At 62.5% G+C, this 14,647-nt stretch carries 14 protein-coding genes and 1 pseudogene; 7 read left to right on the forward strand and 8 right to left on the reverse strand.

Annotation, left to right across the window (positions count from 1 at the left end; genetic code table 11):
* The 4 genes from ACP151_RS20535 to ACP151_RS20550 all read right to left on the reverse strand — a co-directional run.
* A partial coding sequence (locus tag ACP151_RS20535; protein WP_424976771.1) for a transposase occupies positions 1 to 183 on the reverse strand: 183 nt, incomplete at its 3' end.
* 112 nt (positions 184 to 295) lie between these two features.
* Positions 296 to 616, reverse strand: coding sequence for a bactofilin family protein (locus ACP151_RS20540; protein WP_424980701.1), 321 nt, complete (start codon positions 614 to 616; stop codon positions 296 to 298).
* 196 nt (positions 617 to 812) lie between these two features.
* On the reverse strand, positions 813 to 1,496 hold the full coding sequence (locus ACP151_RS20545; RefSeq protein ID WP_424980702.1) for an ABC transporter ATP-binding protein: 684 nt from the start codon (positions 1,494 to 1,496) through the stop codon (positions 813 to 815).
* On the reverse strand, positions 1,489 to 2,775 hold the full coding sequence (locus ACP151_RS20550; protein WP_424980703.1) for a lipoprotein-releasing ABC transporter permease subunit: 1,287 nt from the start codon (positions 2,773 to 2,775) through the stop codon (positions 1,489 to 1,491). Before ACP151_RS20550 ends, ACP151_RS20545 begins: the two co-directional genes overlap by 8 nt.
* 300 nt (positions 2,776 to 3,075) lie before the next feature.
* On the opposite strand from ACP151_RS20550, the gene ACP151_RS20555 reads away from it, so the two are divergent.
* Positions 3,076 to 4,179, forward strand: a complete 1,104-nt coding sequence (locus ACP151_RS20555) for a spondin domain-containing protein (RefSeq protein WP_424980704.1) — start codon at positions 3,076 to 3,078, stop codon at positions 4,177 to 4,179.
* 207 nt (positions 4,180 to 4,386) lie between these two features.
* On the forward strand, positions 4,387 to 4,875 hold the full coding sequence (locus tag ACP151_RS20560; protein ID WP_424980706.1) for an HPP family protein: 489 nt from the start codon (positions 4,387 to 4,389) through the stop codon (positions 4,873 to 4,875).
* Between the two features lie 109 nt (positions 4,876 to 4,984).
* Here the strand turns inward: ACP151_RS20560 and proS are convergent, their stop codons facing one another.
* Together proS and ACP151_RS20570 are read right to left on the reverse strand one after the other, a co-directional pair.
* Positions 4,985 to 6,340 carry a proline--tRNA ligase gene (gene proS / locus ACP151_RS20565; RefSeq protein WP_424980707.1) on the reverse strand — a complete coding sequence of 452 codons (1,356 nt, stop codon included), beginning with the start codon at positions 6,338 to 6,340 and terminating at the stop codon, positions 4,985 to 4,987.
* A 359-nt stretch (positions 6,341 to 6,699) separates the two neighbouring features.
* Positions 6,700 to 7,680, reverse strand: coding sequence for a hypothetical protein (locus ACP151_RS20570; protein WP_424980708.1), 981 nt, complete (start codon positions 7,678 to 7,680; stop codon positions 6,700 to 6,702).
* A gap of 219 nt (positions 7,681 to 7,899) precedes the next feature.
* Here ACP151_RS20570 and ACP151_RS20575 point away from each other — a divergent pair, with 219 nt between their 5' ends.
* The 5 genes from ACP151_RS20575 (at position 7,900) to ACP151_RS20595 (ending at position 13,878) form a co-directional block, all read left to right on the forward strand.
* Positions 7,900 to 9,264, forward strand: coding sequence for an FAD-dependent oxidoreductase (locus tag ACP151_RS20575; protein ID WP_424980709.1), 1,365 nt, complete (start codon positions 7,900 to 7,902; stop codon positions 9,262 to 9,264).
* The gene (locus ACP151_RS20580) at positions 9,261 to 10,238 is read left to right on the forward strand and encodes an isopenicillin N synthase family dioxygenase (protein ID WP_424980710.1); all 978 of its coding nucleotides are present in this window, start codon (positions 9,261 to 9,263) and stop codon (positions 10,236 to 10,238) included. The genes ACP151_RS20575 and ACP151_RS20580 overlap by 4 nt, the downstream gene beginning before the upstream one ends.
* Before the next feature lie 229 nt (positions 10,239 to 10,467).
* Positions 10,468 to 11,541, forward strand: a complete 1,074-nt coding sequence (locus ACP151_RS20585; protein ID WP_424980711.1) for an AI-2E family transporter — start codon at positions 10,468 to 10,470, stop codon at positions 11,539 to 11,541.
* 5 nt (positions 11,542 to 11,546) lie between these two features.
* A complete protein-coding gene (locus tag ACP151_RS20590; protein ID WP_424980712.1) occupies positions 11,547 to 12,254 on the forward strand; it encodes an HdaA/DnaA family protein in 708 nt (235 codons plus the stop codon).
* Between the two features lie 52 nt (positions 12,255 to 12,306).
* On the forward strand, positions 12,307 to 13,878 hold the full coding sequence (locus ACP151_RS20595) for a Ppx/GppA family phosphatase (RefSeq protein WP_424980713.1): 1,572 nt from the start codon (positions 12,307 to 12,309) through the stop codon (positions 13,876 to 13,878).
* 63 nt (positions 13,879 to 13,941) lie between these two features.
* On the opposite strand, the gene ACP151_RS20600 is transcribed toward ACP151_RS20595, so the two are convergent.
* Positions 13,942 to 14,322: a hypothetical protein gene (locus ACP151_RS20600; RefSeq protein ID WP_424980714.1), complete on the reverse strand. Its 381-nt coding sequence runs from the start codon at positions 14,320 to 14,322 to the stop codon at positions 13,942 to 13,944.
* Positions 14,323 to 14,421: 99 nt separating this feature from the next.
* A pseudogene (locus ACP151_RS20605) lies at positions 14,422 to 14,647 on the reverse strand (IS5/IS1182 family transposase); the annotation flags it as partial.

Here is a 14,647-nt window from a genome sequence, read left to right on the forward strand (position 1 = left end):
ACTAAGGCAGAACTGGATGGCCGCATCGGAGAAGGTCTCCGGTCGTCCGCGTTTGCCGCATCGCTCGGCGAACCAGGTCATGTCGCGGTCAAACCAGACCAGCAGAGAGCCGCGCTTTCGAAGTGATGCGTTATAGTTGGACCAGTTCGTTGTTCGATAGCGGGAAGAGGCAGGCTTCGGCATGCCGCCGATCTAACCTACGGGATTCGCAAAGTGAATCCTCTACGGCCTTTGTGCAACAACGCCGATCAACACCAGCCGGAACTGCGCGGCCCGGACAGGACCGTCCCGCCCCTCAGCCTGCCTGGCTGCTGACCTTGATATTGCCCTGCAGCTGGGCGCCGTTCTCCGTGGACATGGTCTGCGCCGACACGTCCGCCCGCACTTGGGAACTGGCCGCCAGCCGCAGGTCCTCGCATTGGATCTGACCGCTGTAAGCGCCCTCGACGGTCACGGAGCGGGCATTCAGCGCCCCCTCGACAGTGCCGCCCTGCAGCACTGTCACAGCCTGCGCCGATACATCGCCGACAACCCGGCCCCGCACTTCGACGCTGCCTTTGCTGGAGGAGATGTTGCCCTCAACGGTCACATCTTTTTCGATAACGGAATTCACCACGTATCAGCCCTTTCTGCGCATTGCCGGACAGCCTAACCCGCCTGCTCCGATTTGAATAGCTGATAGCAAACCCCGGCACCCGGCCATAGACTGCTGTCGGCACCGTCGGCAAGGTTCCGCCTGAAGCTGCTCGCCCCGCTTTCACCTTTCCCAAATACTCTCGCCGAAGGCATTGCGCCGCCAGGGCGCAATTTTCTTACATCGCCACCAGCAGCCCATTTTCCAGCCTGATCTGCCGGTCCATCCGGGAAGCCAACTCCAGGTTATGAGTGGCAATCAGCGCCGACAGGCCTGTGCCGCGCACCAGCTCCATCAAGGCGGCAAAGACCTGATCGGAAGTTGCGGGATCGAGGTTTCCGGTGGGTTCATCCGCCAACAGCACCCGAGGGCTGTTGGCCAGCGCCCGGCAGAACGCCACCCGCTGCTGCTCGCCACCCGAAAGCGCCGCAGGGCGGTGATCTGCGCGCCCCGCCAACCCCACTGTGCCCAATAGCTGCGCCGCCCGCGCCACCGCGGATTTCTGCGTAGCACCATTGGCCAGCTGCGGCAGCACGATGTTTTCCAGCGCCGAAAATTCCGGCAGCAAGTGGTGGAACTGATAGACAAAACCCACTTCCTGACGGCGCAGGCGCGTGCGGCCGCGGTCACCCTTGCGGGTCACATCTGCGCCCGCCACACGCACCTCGCCCGTGTCCGGCGTGTCCAAAAGCCCCGCAATGTGCAGGAGCGTCGATTTACCAGCGCCCGAAGGTGCAACCAGCGCCACCACTTCCCCTGCCTGCAGGCTCAGATCCGCGCCGCGCAGCACATCCACCTGCCCCGCTGTGCCAGTCAGGTAGGATTTGGCGATCCCCTTCAGTTCCAGCATGACCTCACTCATAGCGCAGCGCCTCCACCGGGTTCAGCCGCGCCGCGCGGCGGGCCGGGAAAATGGTCACAAAAAACGACAGCCCCAGAGACAGCCCGGTGGCCGAGAGCACATCCGCCAGCCGCAGCTCAGCAGGCAGCGCATAGATGCCACGGATCGACGGATCCCAGACACCGCCGCCCATCACATAGTTCACGAACGAAAAGATCGGGTCGATATACAGCGCAAACAGGCATCCCAGCACAACGCCGAAAACGGTGCCAAGAACGCCGGTAAAGGCGCCGCAGATAAAGAACACCCGCATGACAGACCCCTCGCTCAGACCGATGGTCCGCAGGATGCCAATGTCGCGGCCCTTGTTCTTGACCAGCATGATCAGGCCGGAAACGATATTCATCGCTGCAATCAGCACCAGGATCGACAGGATGATGAACATGACGTTGTCCTCGACCTCCAGCGCACGCAGGAACCCGCCAGAGGCATCCCGCCAGGTCCAGACACCTGCCCCGCCCCCCGCTGCCACCAGGATCGACGGGACGAGCCTGTCCACGTTTTCCGGGTCTTGCACCATTATTTCAATCTCATCCGCCACGCCCTCGCGGTTGAAGAAGCTCTGCGCCTCGGCAAACGGCAGGTAAACACGGGTGCGGTCGATGTCCCAACGGCCTGCCGTGAAAACATAGACCACCTCATAGGCATTGACCCGCGGGCTGGTGCCAAAGGCGGTTTTGACCCCGTTGGGAGAAATCAGCTTGATCTTGTCGCCAACAGAAAGGCCCAGTTCGCGTGCCACGCCCGAGCCGATGGCAATGCCTTCGCCGAACCGGGCCAGATCACCGATCGCCTCTTTGCTTTGGGCAACACCGGGAATACCCAGAATATCGGCAGCCGAGATGCCAAAGACCTCAACGCCGGCATTGCGCTGGCGGCGGTTGGCCATCACCTGCCCCTTCACCAAAGGCGCGGCACGGATGACACCGGGCACTGCGGCCACCTGATCTGCCAGCGCCTGAAAATCTTGCAGGGTGCGATCCACCGCGCCGGCCTCATTCACCTGGCCGTAGGAATAGAGCGTGACATGGGCATTGGCGCCAAGAATGGTGCCGACAAACTCTGACCGAAAGCCAGTGCGCACCGCCAGCGTGGCGATCAGCGCAAACACCGCCAGGGTAATGCCGATGAGGCTGATCCAGGTCATCACGCTGACCCCGCCCTCGGCCTTGCGGGCGCGAAGGTAGCGCCAGGCGATGATCCATTCGAAACGGGAAAACGGCGGTGGTGTCGTGGCCATAAATAGGTCCTGCCCGGAGATTTTGCCTGCAACCTGTGCCGATGCGCGCCCGGGGTCAAGGCTGGGCGTACCGCAGATGTGCATTTCCGCCGGCCCGGCTGCCTGCCGCAAAACCCGCAGCCACTCAGAAACAGCGACAACATCTAGAAATCCCGGCCTTTTTGCCTCACAACAAATGATCTTCCTGTGATCTCACAGTGAGTTCCTGCCCAGTTGATCAACCGTGATCCGCCTGCACCTAGGCAGGAGAAACATACCTGCCCAAGGTGCCCGCACGTCATTATAAAAAAGGACACCCCAATGACCGATATTCGCATTGTTGCATCCAACACCTCTGCCCAGGGCGGCACCTTTCTGACCCCGTTCTGGTTTGCAGCCCATGACGGCAGCTTTGACCTCTACAACCGGAACGAAGCCGCGTCTGCCGGGCTGGAGGCACTGGCCGAGGATGGCAACTTTGCCCCGATCAATGCTGAGGTCGAGGCTCTCGACAGCGATGCCGTGACCGGTGCGGTGCTGGGCGCAGGCGGGCCGCTGGCCACCGGCGAGACCGGCGTCGCAGAGATCAGCGTGGACGGCGCCTCCAACGGCTATATCTCGCTGGCGTCGATGATCCTTCCGTCCAACGACGCATTTGTCGGCACCGGACAGGCCGTGCAGCTGTTTGACGAAGAAGGCAATTTCCTCGGTTCACAGAACATCGTCTTTGAAGGCAGCGATGTGCTGGATGCAGGCACTGAAGAGAACACCGAAGAAGACGCCGCTTTCCTCAACCAGACAGCGCCTGATACCGGCGTAGACGAAAACGGTGTGGTCACGCTGCACGAAGGCTTCCTGCCCGAGGGCGAAGGCAACGTCCTGGGCGGCACCAATGCAGCCGGTGCATTCATTGACCCGGAGGCGGCGGATTTCACCCAGCCCGGCGCACAGATTGCCGAAGTTCACATCAACGAATATCTGGTGACCGAAGGCACCGACGGGTTCGACTTCTTCCGCGGCTCCGCTGTGGATGACCTGGTCAGCGCAGGCGGTGGCCGCGATATCCTGCTGGGCCGCAGCGGCTGGGATGAGCTGGACGGCGGCGCAGGCCGTGACGTGCTGTTCGGCGGCCGTGGCAATGACTCGCTGGATGGTGGCACCGGCCGCGACGTGCTGAAAGGCGGGCGCGGTGACGACACCTTCATCTTTGAACAAGGCGATGGCCGCGACCGTATCGTGGACTTCAGTGCCGATGACGACATGATCCAGCTGGATGTCGAAGGCGTAGAGAGCTTTGACGACCTTGCAGGATTTGCCCGCAGCCGCGGCGAAAACACCGTACTGAACTTCGGCGACGGTGATGCGCTGGTGCTGCGCGGAGTTGAATTCGATGAGCTGAGTGCCGCCAACTTCGACATTCTCTGATCTGAACCGCCTTGCGGCCCCTGCCCCCGCCCGGCGGCGGGGGCAATTTTTTCTGCAAATTGCTTTGCCATGGGTTTTGCAGAAAACTCGTGGCTCGGCCACGGCTGATGTCACCTCGTTGTGAGGCGCCAAAATGCCCTCGGCCTTGCATTTTTTCGCCCGCACAGCTTTATCGACCGGGTACCTGTGATAAGGGGTGAACAAACAATGGACAGGTATTTCAAACGCGCCCTGCCGCCTGCGTCGCTGCGGATGGCGGGACTGGCGGGACTGGGCGCCTTTCTGGCCATTGCGGTGCTGTCACTGCTGTCAACGCACGCCAATATCCTGCTTTTGATGGCGCCTTTCGGCGCCAGCTGCGTGCTGCTGTTCGCGGTTCCCACCAGCCCGCTGTCACAGCCCGCGCATGTGGTTGGCGGCCATGTTCTGGCGACCGCTGTCGCGCTGGCGCTGAACGCATTGCTGCCCGATACCTGGTGGGCCCTGGCGCTGGCCGTCGGCCTGTCGATTGCCCTGATGGCCGCGCTTCGGCTGACCCACCCGCCCGCCGGTGCGGATCCCCTGGTGGTCTTCGCCGCCGACCCTGGCATCTCCTTCCTGCTGTTCCCGGTGTTGACCGGTGCCCTTGCATTGGTTGCGATTGCCGCTGTGTTTCACCGGTTCTCAGGACATGACTACCCGTTGAAACACGGCTGATAACACGCCTTGGGTGCCCCTCTCGACGCCGTGCGCCCCCCCCTCCAAAGAAGAAAGGGAGCCGCGCGGCTCCCTTTCTCATGCTTTTCAAACTGCCAAGCAGTGCTGCTCAGAAGCCGCGACCGGTGGGGTGGGCCTTGTAGACTTCCACCACCTTCTTCACGGCCTCTTCCGGGGACAGTTCCTCGCTTTCACCGGTGCGGCGGGAGGTGAGTTCCACCACGCCGTTCTTCAGCCCACGCGGGCCGACAGTGATGCGCCAGGGCAGACCGATCAGGTCCATGGTGGCAAATTTGCCGCCGGCGCGTTCTTTGCGATCGTCATAAAGCGGATCCAGACCGGCCGCCGTCAGCGCTGCATAAAGCTGGTTACAGGCCGCATCCGCTTCGTCATCGCCCTGTTTCAGGTTGACGATCCCGCAGTGGAACGGGGTCACGCCCTCGGGCCAGATGATGCCCTTGTCGTCATGGCTGGCCTCGATGATCGCGCCCAGCAGACGCGACACGCCAATGCCGTGACTGCCCATGTGGACCGGAACCGGCTTGCCGTCCGGCCCCTGCACAGTGGCGCCCATGGCATCGGAATATTTGGTGCCAAAGTAGAAGATCTGTCCGACCTCGATACCGCGCGCGACGCGGCGGCGCTCCTCGGGGATTGCATTGAACAGGGCTTCGTCGTGGGTCTCGTCGGTGCGGGCGTATTTCGAGGTGAACTCCTCCAGCACGCCCTGGCACTGCGCGACGTCGTCATAGTCGATCTCGCGGTCGCCAAAGGTCAGATCGGTGACGGCGCTGTCATAAAACACCTCGGACTCGCCGGTGTCGGCCAGCACCAGGAATTCATGGGTGTCATCGCCGCCAATGGGGCCGCTGTCGGCGCGCATCGGGATCGCCTGCAGGCCCATGCGCTCATAGGTGCGCAGATAGCTGACCAGATGGCGGTTGTAGGCGTGCAGCGCGTCTTCCTTGGTCAGGTCGAAGTTATAGCCGTCCTTCATGTAGAATTCGCGGCCGCGCATCACGCCGAAACGTGGGCGGATCTCGTCGCGGAATTTCCACTGGATCTGATACATGGTCAGCGGCAGGTCCTTGTAGCTGCTGACATGGGCGCGGAAGATATCGGTGATCAGCTCTTCGGCGGTGGGGGTGAACAGCATGTCGCGGTCATGCCGATCCTTCATCCGCAGCATTTCCTGGCCATAGGCCTCATAGCGGCCGCTCTCGCGCCATAGATCGGCAGACTGCATGGTCGGCATCTGCATCGGGATATGGCCCGCGCGGATCTGCTCGTCATGGACGATGCTTTCGATCTTTTTCAAGACCTTGAAACCAAGCGGCAGCCAGGAATAGATCCCGGCAGAGGATTGCTTGATCATCCCGGCGCGCAGCATCAGCCGGTGGCTGACGATCTGGGCTTCCGAGGGGTTCTCTTTCAGAACCGGCAGAAAATAGCGGGACAGGCGCATCTTGGCTCCATCGGTGATGAGGGTTCGAGTTCCCGCCCGGTTTAGTGGCTGATGGGGGTGCGGGCAAGGGCGGAGAAACAACTGCCTCTTTGCTTGGTGCTGAAACCAGGACAACAGATCCCGCATCGGGTTGTATCTTATGGGGCGTAGCGCGCGGCGGCACGGCCTGCACCTGATCGGGCCCTGCCCGTTTCGACCCGAAACTGTCCGCAGGAAAAGTTTTCACAACGGTCTCAACGCCGCGGAAACACGCCTGCACGCCTTCCCAAGGTCAGGTCCCGGCCCGGCGAGCGGGCCGCAGGACTGCCGGACTACCCAGCGCTGGGCAGGCTCCGGGCAATCCCCGACCTTTTTCGGCCTTATCCGGCCTGGGCGTTCTCCAGGTCTTTCTGCAGCTCGTCGCGCTTGGCCTTGGCTGCCTTATAGGCTTTCATCTTGGAGGAGGCCGCTTTCTGCGCTTTTTCAAGACCAATCGCCAGCTTCTGCAGCTGCTCGCCGTTGGGCTTGGCATAAAGCTTCAGCTTCTCCAGCCGTTTCTGCGCGTCTTTCAGGTCTTTTTTGGCGTCTTTCAGGATCTTCTCGGCCTTGCCGACCTCAACCCCGTCCGAAATCAGCGTATCAATGCCCGAAATCACCGTGGCGCTGCTGTTGGCGGCACTGCCCAGCGCGGTTGCACAGCCAGCATATTCGGTCGAGACGTTCTTGAGAGCCCCTGCGTCAGTGGCTCCGGTCGGCCCCAGCATGTCGTCGATCGCGGAGCGCGACAGGCCCACCCCGATGGCGACATAGACCGCCTGCGCCGCCTTCAGCTCGGGCAGCAGAACGGTTGTGGCAACGGTGATGGTGACGTTGATTGCCCGCTGGGTCTTGGCTTCACGCACCAGCGACTTGGCCTTTTTCAGCTCCTTCGTCAGCTTCTCGACCTTTTTGACAACCCGGCCGAGCTCGCCCTCGCCGTTCTTGACCACCGCCGCCAGCAGCGCAATCACCCCGACATATTGCGAGGCGACCTTGGCGCCGATATAGGCCGAGAACATGGCATTCTGCGCCTCCAGAACTTCGCAGGCCAGCGCCAGTTTGCCGCGTTCCTCGCTGGCCTTGCGGACGATCTTCATGTCGGGGTTTTCCGGGTCGATCCGGTCAGAGACGTCGCAGAATTTCCCATAGATCTTGTCGCATTTGGTCAGTGCGGCCTTGTAGGACTTTTTCAGCTTGTCCGGATAGAGCTTCAGCTCCCCGTCCTTGAGGTTCTTCTCAGCAACCTCGACAACGTCTGAATAGAATTCTTCGGTTTCATCCATAAAGGCTCGGACGATCTTGAAGGCGTCTTTGTTCGACATTTGCAAACTCCGGTATTCAAAAATAACAACACATGAAAACTGCTCGGAACCAAATTTTCAGGCCCCCATAGCCAGAGAATTTAGGAAGCCTGGCCATTTTTACAAGATTGCTGCGCTCTTGTCGTTTTTGCAGCATCGCGGCGCAAAAGAACTTGAACCGCCGTTCAATAGTCGGAACTGTTACCGTAAACACCGCTCTCAGGGACAGGGGAGAGACACGTGGCCAAGACCATAACAGAACCGGCGCGGGAGATCCCGGTCATCCATGAAACCGACGTGCTGGTGGTGGGCTCCGGCCCCGGCGGGCTGGCTGCGGCGCTGGCAGCGGCGCGGACCGGGGTGGAGGTGACGCTCATGGACCGGTTCGGCTGTTTCGGCGGCAATATCACCACCGTCGGCGTCGAAGGCTTTGCCTGGTACCGGCATGAACAGACGGTCGAGGCCCATGGCATCGGCTGGGAGTTCGAGGAGCGCGCCAAGGCGATGGGGGCGGCGGTGCCCGAAAGCCAGTCCCTGTCTTATGAACTGGACAGCGAAGGCTTCAAGCTGGTGGCGGACACGCTGGTCGAGGAAGCAGGCATCTACCCCATGCTGCACCGTGTCTTTGTGGCCCCGATCCACGAGGGCAGCCGGATCACCGGGGTGATTGTCGAAAGCAAGGCGGGCCGCGAAGCGGTGCTGGCGAAACGGGTGATCGATGCCACCGGCGACGCCGATATTGCCCATATGATGGGTGCACCGACCATCAAGACCCCGGTGGAGCAGATGCAGGCGGCCAGCGTGATGTTCCACATTGCCGGCGTCGACAAGCAGGCGTTCATGGAGGGCGTCAAGGCCGATCCACAGACCTATGCCAACTGGTCCACCGGCGAATGGCAGGTGGAGACTTCCGGCAAGGAAGACGAGATGTTCTCTCCCTTTCTGGCCAAGCCCTTTGGCCAGGCGATCCGCGACGGGGTGATCCCCGCGCATCTCAACACCATCGGCGGCACCTGGGGCGCGGTGCATGACAGCGGTGAGATGACCTATATGAACCTGGTGCATCTGGCAGAGATCGACGGCACAGACCCCGACAGCATGACCAAGGGCGAGATCGAGGGGCGCAAACAGGCGATGCACGCCATCAACGCATTGCGCATCTATACGCCGGGTTGCGCGGGCGCGCGGCTGCGCAATTTTGGCATGACCATCGGCATCCGCGACACCCGCAAGATCGATGCCCGTCACAACATCACCGAGCAGGAGACCCGCAATCAGGGCCGCTTTGACGACACCATCGGCATCTATCCCGAATTCATCGATGGCTACGGGGTGCTGATCCTGCCCACGACGGGGCGCTACATGCAGATCCCCTACCGGTCGATGCTGCCCAAGGGCGTACAGGGCCTGCTGGTCACCGGCCGCGCCATCGGCGGCGACAAGATCGCCCATGCCGCCACCCGCAACATGGCGGCTTGCGCTGTGGCTGGCCAAGGTGCCGGCATTGCCGCAGCGCTGTCGGTCAAGTCGGATTGCGAACTGGACGCGGTGAATATCGCGCAAGTTCAGGCCGAGCTGAAACGCCAGGGGGTGCGGATCCATTGAGCCAGAGCATTCCCACCATCGACATCTCGCCCCTGCGCAAGGAGGCTCATCCGCAGCGCAAGGACACAATTGCTGCTGTTTTGGCGGCGGCAGAGGATATCGGGTTCCTCTCGATCACCGGCACAGGCGTTGCGCCGGATAAAGTGGAGGCTGTACGCAGCGCCGTGCGGGCGATCTTTGCCGTGGATGAGAAATCCAAATGGGATCAAGCGATTACGCGAGAAAATTACCGTGGCTACATCCCGATGGGGTTCTTCACTCCGAACGATGGCAGCGGCACCGCAGACAAATACGAAGGCTACAAACTGCACCATGAGGTGGCAGCGGACGATCCGATCCGCGCCGCCTGCCCGCTTTACGGCCCTAACCGCTGGCCTGCTGAGGTGCCGCAAGCGCGTGATGTGATCCTGGGGTACTGGGGCGAACTGGACGGCGTCTTTCACCTGCTCTTGGGCGCGCTGGCCGAGGGTCTGGGGCTGGATCCGGCGCAGTTTCAGGACCCCTTCCGCGAGCCCCTGACCAACATGAGCCTGCTGCATTACCCGCCGCAGGCGCCGGAGGATACGGGCTTTGGCATCCATCCACACAAGGACACCGATGCGCTGACCATCATCGCGCCGGACCCGGTCGGCGGCCTGGAGGTGCAGACACGAGACGGCGGCTGGATCACGCCCGACTGCCCGCCCGGCGGCTTTGTCGTCAATATCGGCGACATGCTGGAATTGTGGTCTGGCGGGCGGCTGGTCTCCACCCCGCACCGGGTGGTGAACAAATCCGGGCGGGAACGCTATTCCTTCCCCTATTTCGCGGTGCCGCGCCATGACGTGGTGGTGGCGCCGCTGCTGCCACCGGTGCCGGGGTTCGACCGCCCAGCGGTCCATTGCGGCCATTGGTCGGCAGAAATCTGGCGCACCAACTGGCCAGATGAGGACGCAGGCGAAGACACCCCTGAACTGGGCACCATCCAGAGCTGAAGGAACGCCCCGCCCCGAACGGGGCGGAGCGCCCGCCCACACTATGAGGGCGGGCGCTGCCCGACCTGCGGCAGGGCGCAGCATTTTCTAAACTTGCCCCCGCTCTTTTCCGCCTTATCCCCGCCTTGCCCACAGGGGATTTACCCTGCCCCCTTGCAAGCCCCTGCCCCATCAGGAAAGACTGGCACCAGAAACCTGAAGCAAACGGACCAAAGGCGGGCACCCGGACATGGCTCTACCAGCAAAGAAGCAGTTCAAATACTGGGGCATTGCGGCCTTGGTCTTTGCCGTTGTGATGTGGGCCCTGGGCGATGTGCTGCTGCCTTTTGTGCTGGGCGCCGCCATCGCCTATATGATCGACCCGATCGCCGACCGGCTGGAAGCCTGGGGGATGAGCCGCTCCGGTGCCATTGCCGCCATCACGGTGGGCGCGCTGCTGGTGTTCCTTCTGATGCTGCTGGTTGTGGTGCCGACGCTGATTTATCAGATGATCGATCTGGTCAATGTGCTGCCGCAGCTGGTCCAGGACGCGCGCAGCTTTGCCAATGAGCATTTCCCAGCGGTTTTTGAACAGGACAGCCGCATTCATCAGGCGATCACCGCAATCGCCCAGACGCTCCAACTGCGCGCGGTCGGGATGCTGCAATCCATCGCCGGTTCCGCGGTGTCGCTTCTGAATGTGGTGGTCCTGCTGGTCATCGTGCCGGTGGTAAGCGTCTATCTGCTTTTGGACTGGGACCGGATGATCGACCGCATTGATGCGTTGCTGCCGCGCGATCATCAGCCGGTGATCCGCCGGATCGCCTCTGAAATTGACGCGGTGCTGCATTCCTTTATTCACGGCATGGGCACCGTCTGCCTGATCCTGGGCACCTATTACGCCGTGGCGCTGATGATTGTGGGGCTGAACTTCGGCCTTGCCGTGGGCTTTATCGCCGGTCTCATTACCTTCATCCCCTATCTCGGCGCCCTGATCGGCGGCGCGCTGGCCATTGGCCTTGCGCTGTTTCAGTTCTGGGGCGACTGGGTGTCCATCGGGCTGGTGGCGGGCATCTTTGCCATTGGCCAGGTGGCTGAGGGCAACTTCCTGACACCCAAGCTGGTGGGCGGCTCTGTCGGCCTGCACCCGGTCTGGCTCTTGCTGGCGCTGTCGGTCTTTGGCGCCCTCTTTGGCTTTGTCGGCATGCTGGTGGCGGTTCCCGTCGCTGCCGCCCTGGGGGTTGTTGCGCGGTTCCTGACAGAGCAATACCTGAACAGCCGCCTCTACCTGGGGCTTGGCCACCGCGACGCGGATTCGGAATAACAGCTATGGCACAGCAGCTGAGCTTTGATCTCCCGGCGAAACCGGCGCTGGGGCGGGAGGATTTCTTTGTCGCGCCCTCCAACGCCATGGCAGTGGCGCTGCTGGACCCGCAGTTCATCTGGCCCAGTGGCAAGCTGGTGCTCACCGGCCCCAAGGGCGCGGGCAAAACCCATCTGGCGCATGTCTGGGCCAGCCAGACCGGAGCGCGGATCATCCCGGCGCCCCAGCTGAGCGAGCAGGCCGTGCCGGAGCTGGCGCAGGGGCCGGTCGCGGTCGAGGACGTGCCGCAGATTGCAGAGGATCCCACACGGCAGAATGCCTTGTTTCACCTGCACAATCTGGTGCTGGCACAGGGTCACGCACTGGTGATGACCGGGCGCGGCGCGCCGAACCTTTGGGGGCTTACTCTGCCTGACCTGCAAAGCCGGGTTCAGGCCGCCACCCATGCCGAACTGCAGCCGCCGGACGACCAGCTGCTGGCGGTGGTGCTGGCCAAGCTGTTCAACGACCGCCAGATCACCCCCAAGCCGGATGTGATTCCCTATCTGGTGGCGCATATGGACCGCTCCTTTGCCGCAGCGGCCCAGATCGTGCAGCGGCTGGACCTGCTGTCGCTGGCGGAAAAACGCAGCCTCACACGCCCCCTGGCGGTACGGGCGCTCACCGAGGTGCGCGAAGAGGCGGCGGAAAATGACGCATCCGCAAGCTGTTGACCGCTGCCCGCCCATGTCCCATCCTGCACCCGGATCGCAAGACGGAGCCCTCATGAACGTGACACAGGACCCCGCCGCCGCAACTGATTGGGGGCCCTTCGGGCGACCCATCTTTGACGACCCCAAAGCCCGCGCCCTGTCCCGGGTCGGAGTGGTCGATGTCGGCTCCAATTCGGTCCGGCTGGTGGTGTTTGACGGCGCCGCCCGCAGCCCGGCCTATTTCTACAACGAAAAGATCATGTGCGCGCTTGGTGCGGGCCTGTCGGAAAGCGGTCGGCTGAACCCGGAGGGACGCGAGCGTGCCTTGTCCGCACTGCGCCGGTTCCAGCATCTGGCCCAGGGCATGGGGCTGCCACCCCTGTCCGCTGTCGCCACCGCTGCGGTGCGCGACGCCGAGGACGGGCCGGAGTTCTGTGACGAGGTGCTGCGCGAAACGGGGCTGAAGATCCATGTCATCGACGGGCGAGAGGAGGCGCGGCTGTCGGCGCAGGGCGTTCTGCTGGGCTGGCCCGGCGCCTATGGGCTGGTCTGCGATATCGGCGGCTCTTCGATGGAACTGGCAGAGATCCAGGAGAATTCTGTCGGCCGCCGGGTCACCTCCTCGCTGGGGCCGCTGAAGCTGCGCGACGTCAAAGGCGGACGCAAGGGGCGCAAGGAACACATCAAACAGGTGATCGAACAGCTGAAGGCCGAGATGGGCCCACAGCGCGACCGCCTGTTCCTGGTTGGCGGCAGCTGGCGGGCGATTGCCCGCATCGACATGCACCGACGCGGCTATCCGCTGAAGGTGCTGCATGAATACCGGATGTCGGCCAAGGATGTGCGCGAAACCGCCCGCTATATCGAGGCCGCCGATCTGAACAAGCTGCGCGGCGCCTGCGGTGTCTCCGCCAGCCGGATGGCGCTGGTGCCCTATGCCGTCGACGTGCTGAGCCGGCTGGTCAAGACCTTCAAGCCCAAGGATATCGCGGTGTCCAGCTATGGCATCCGCGAGGGGCTGCTGTACGAACAGATGCCGCAGCGGTTGCGCGCCCGCGACCCGCTGGTCGAGGCCTCCCGCTTTGCCGAGATGAAGGACGCCCGTGTTCCCGGTTTCGGCAAGACGATGTATGATTTTGTCAGCCCGCTGTTCGCCAATGCCCGCCACAGCAAGCGACGGCTGGTCAAGGCGGCCTGCCTTTTGCATGACGTCAGCTGGCGCGCACATCCCGACTACCGTGCCGAGGTCTGTTTCGACAATGCCACCCGCGCCAATCTGGGCGGGCTGAAACATTCCGAACGGGTGTTCCTGGGCCTGGCGCTCTTGCACCGCTACAGCAACAAGCGGCAGGGCAGCTCCTTTGAGCATCTCTACGGGCTGCTGGATGAAAAAGGTCAGCAGGAGGCCGAAGTGCTGGGCAAGGCAATGCGATTCGGCGCCATGCTGATGGTGACCGGCAATGGTGACATCGGTGCGCTGCGCTGGCAGCCGCGCAAACGGATACTGCACGTGGACCTGCCGGATACGGCGCGGCCCTTGTACGGCGAGGTGGCAGAATCGCGGCTGAAATCGCTGGCCAAGACCCTGGAAGCTGAAATCGACCTGCGCTTTGTGAAACCCACACCTGCGCCGGAGGCGGGCTGACAGGCAGCGACGCAAGTCGCGCCGGGACCGCCGGCATAAGACAGGCGAACTGCGCAGGCGGCGTCAGATTTCGGTGACGCCTTCTTCTTCGCTCTTGTCTGCCTCGGCGGGCGCTTTTTCCTTGGGCTTCTTGCGGATGATGATATCGCCATTGGGCAGGATTTCCGGCAGCTCATATGCGCTCCAGTCTTCCACTTCCTGGGCGATATCCGCCAGAGCTGGCCCCATCTTACTGAGGAAAGCGCCCATCGACGGGCCGATTTCCCCCATCATCCCCTGCAGATCTTCCAGTGCCGGCGCCATTTCCTGCACCAGCCCCTCCAGCAACATCTCCGCCCCGCGTTCCATCAGACTGGAACCGGAGCCTTCCCCGCCTGCTTCCTCTGCGGTGAGCGGGGTTGAAAGAAGGGCCAAAAGAGCGGCGGGCAAGATAAGCTGTTTCATGGCATCAATATAGGATGTCTGAAGAGACAGGAACAGGGGCAGACGCGGCGTTGTTGCGCAACTCGTTTTGAGGACGAGCTTCCCCTTTCCGCGGCGGATTCATCCATCACACACGATCTCGGCGGTGCCGAGGGCCGAGAATCGGTTCATGAGAGCGATGCGGATGTGGATTTCGGCGGTTTGTCTGTCTGGGTCCCTCGCCATGATGCGTTCGCCGAATGCCTTGAGGCATAGCATTTTGGCCTCCACGCGACTTCGGATGTGATAACCACTCCATCGTTTCCACAGCGCCCTGCCGAAGCGTTGCGAAGCGCGCAGTATCTCG

The sequence above is a fragment of the Leisingera sp. S232 genome (genome assembly GCF_049800895.1).
Classification (GTDB): Bacteria; Pseudomonadota; Alphaproteobacteria; order Rhodobacterales; family Rhodobacteraceae; genus Leisingera.

What these genes read in the sequence shown, in the direction of transcription:
- ACP151_RS20545 (WP_424980702.1), bottom strand. Translation starts at nt 1,496, where the DNA reads ATGAGTGAGGTCATGCTGGAACTGAAGGGGATCGCCAAATCCTACCTG.
- ACP151_RS20550 (WP_424980703.1), bottom strand. Translation starts at nt 2,775, where the DNA reads ATGGCCACGACACCACCGCCGTTTTCCCGTTTCGAATGGATCATCGCC.
- ACP151_RS20555 (WP_424980704.1), top strand. Translation starts at nt 3,076, where the DNA reads ATGACCGATATTCGCATTGTTGCATCCAACACCTCTGCCCAGGGCGGC.
- ACP151_RS20560 (WP_424980706.1), top strand. Translation starts at nt 4,387, where the DNA reads ATGGACAGGTATTTCAAACGCGCCCTGCCGCCTGCGTCGCTGCGGATG.
- proS (WP_424980707.1), bottom strand. Translation starts at nt 6,340, where the DNA reads ATGCGCCTGTCCCGCTATTTTCTGCCGGTTCTGAAAGAGAACCCCTCG.
- ACP151_RS20570 (WP_424980708.1), bottom strand. Translation starts at nt 7,680, where the DNA reads ATGTCGAACAAAGACGCCTTCAAGATCGTCCGAGCCTTTATGGATGAA.
- ACP151_RS20585 (WP_424980711.1), top strand. Translation starts at nt 10,468, where the DNA reads ATGGCTCTACCAGCAAAGAAGCAGTTCAAATACTGGGGCATTGCGGCC.
- ACP151_RS20590 (WP_424980712.1), top strand. Translation starts at nt 11,547, where the DNA reads ATGGCACAGCAGCTGAGCTTTGATCTCCCGGCGAAACCGGCGCTGGGG.
- ACP151_RS20595 (WP_424980713.1), top strand. Translation starts at nt 12,307, where the DNA reads ATGAACGTGACACAGGACCCCGCCGCCGCAACTGATTGGGGGCCCTTC.
- ACP151_RS20600 (WP_424980714.1), bottom strand. Translation starts at nt 14,322, where the DNA reads ATGAAACAGCTTATCTTGCCCGCCGCTCTTTTGGCCCTTCTTTCAACC.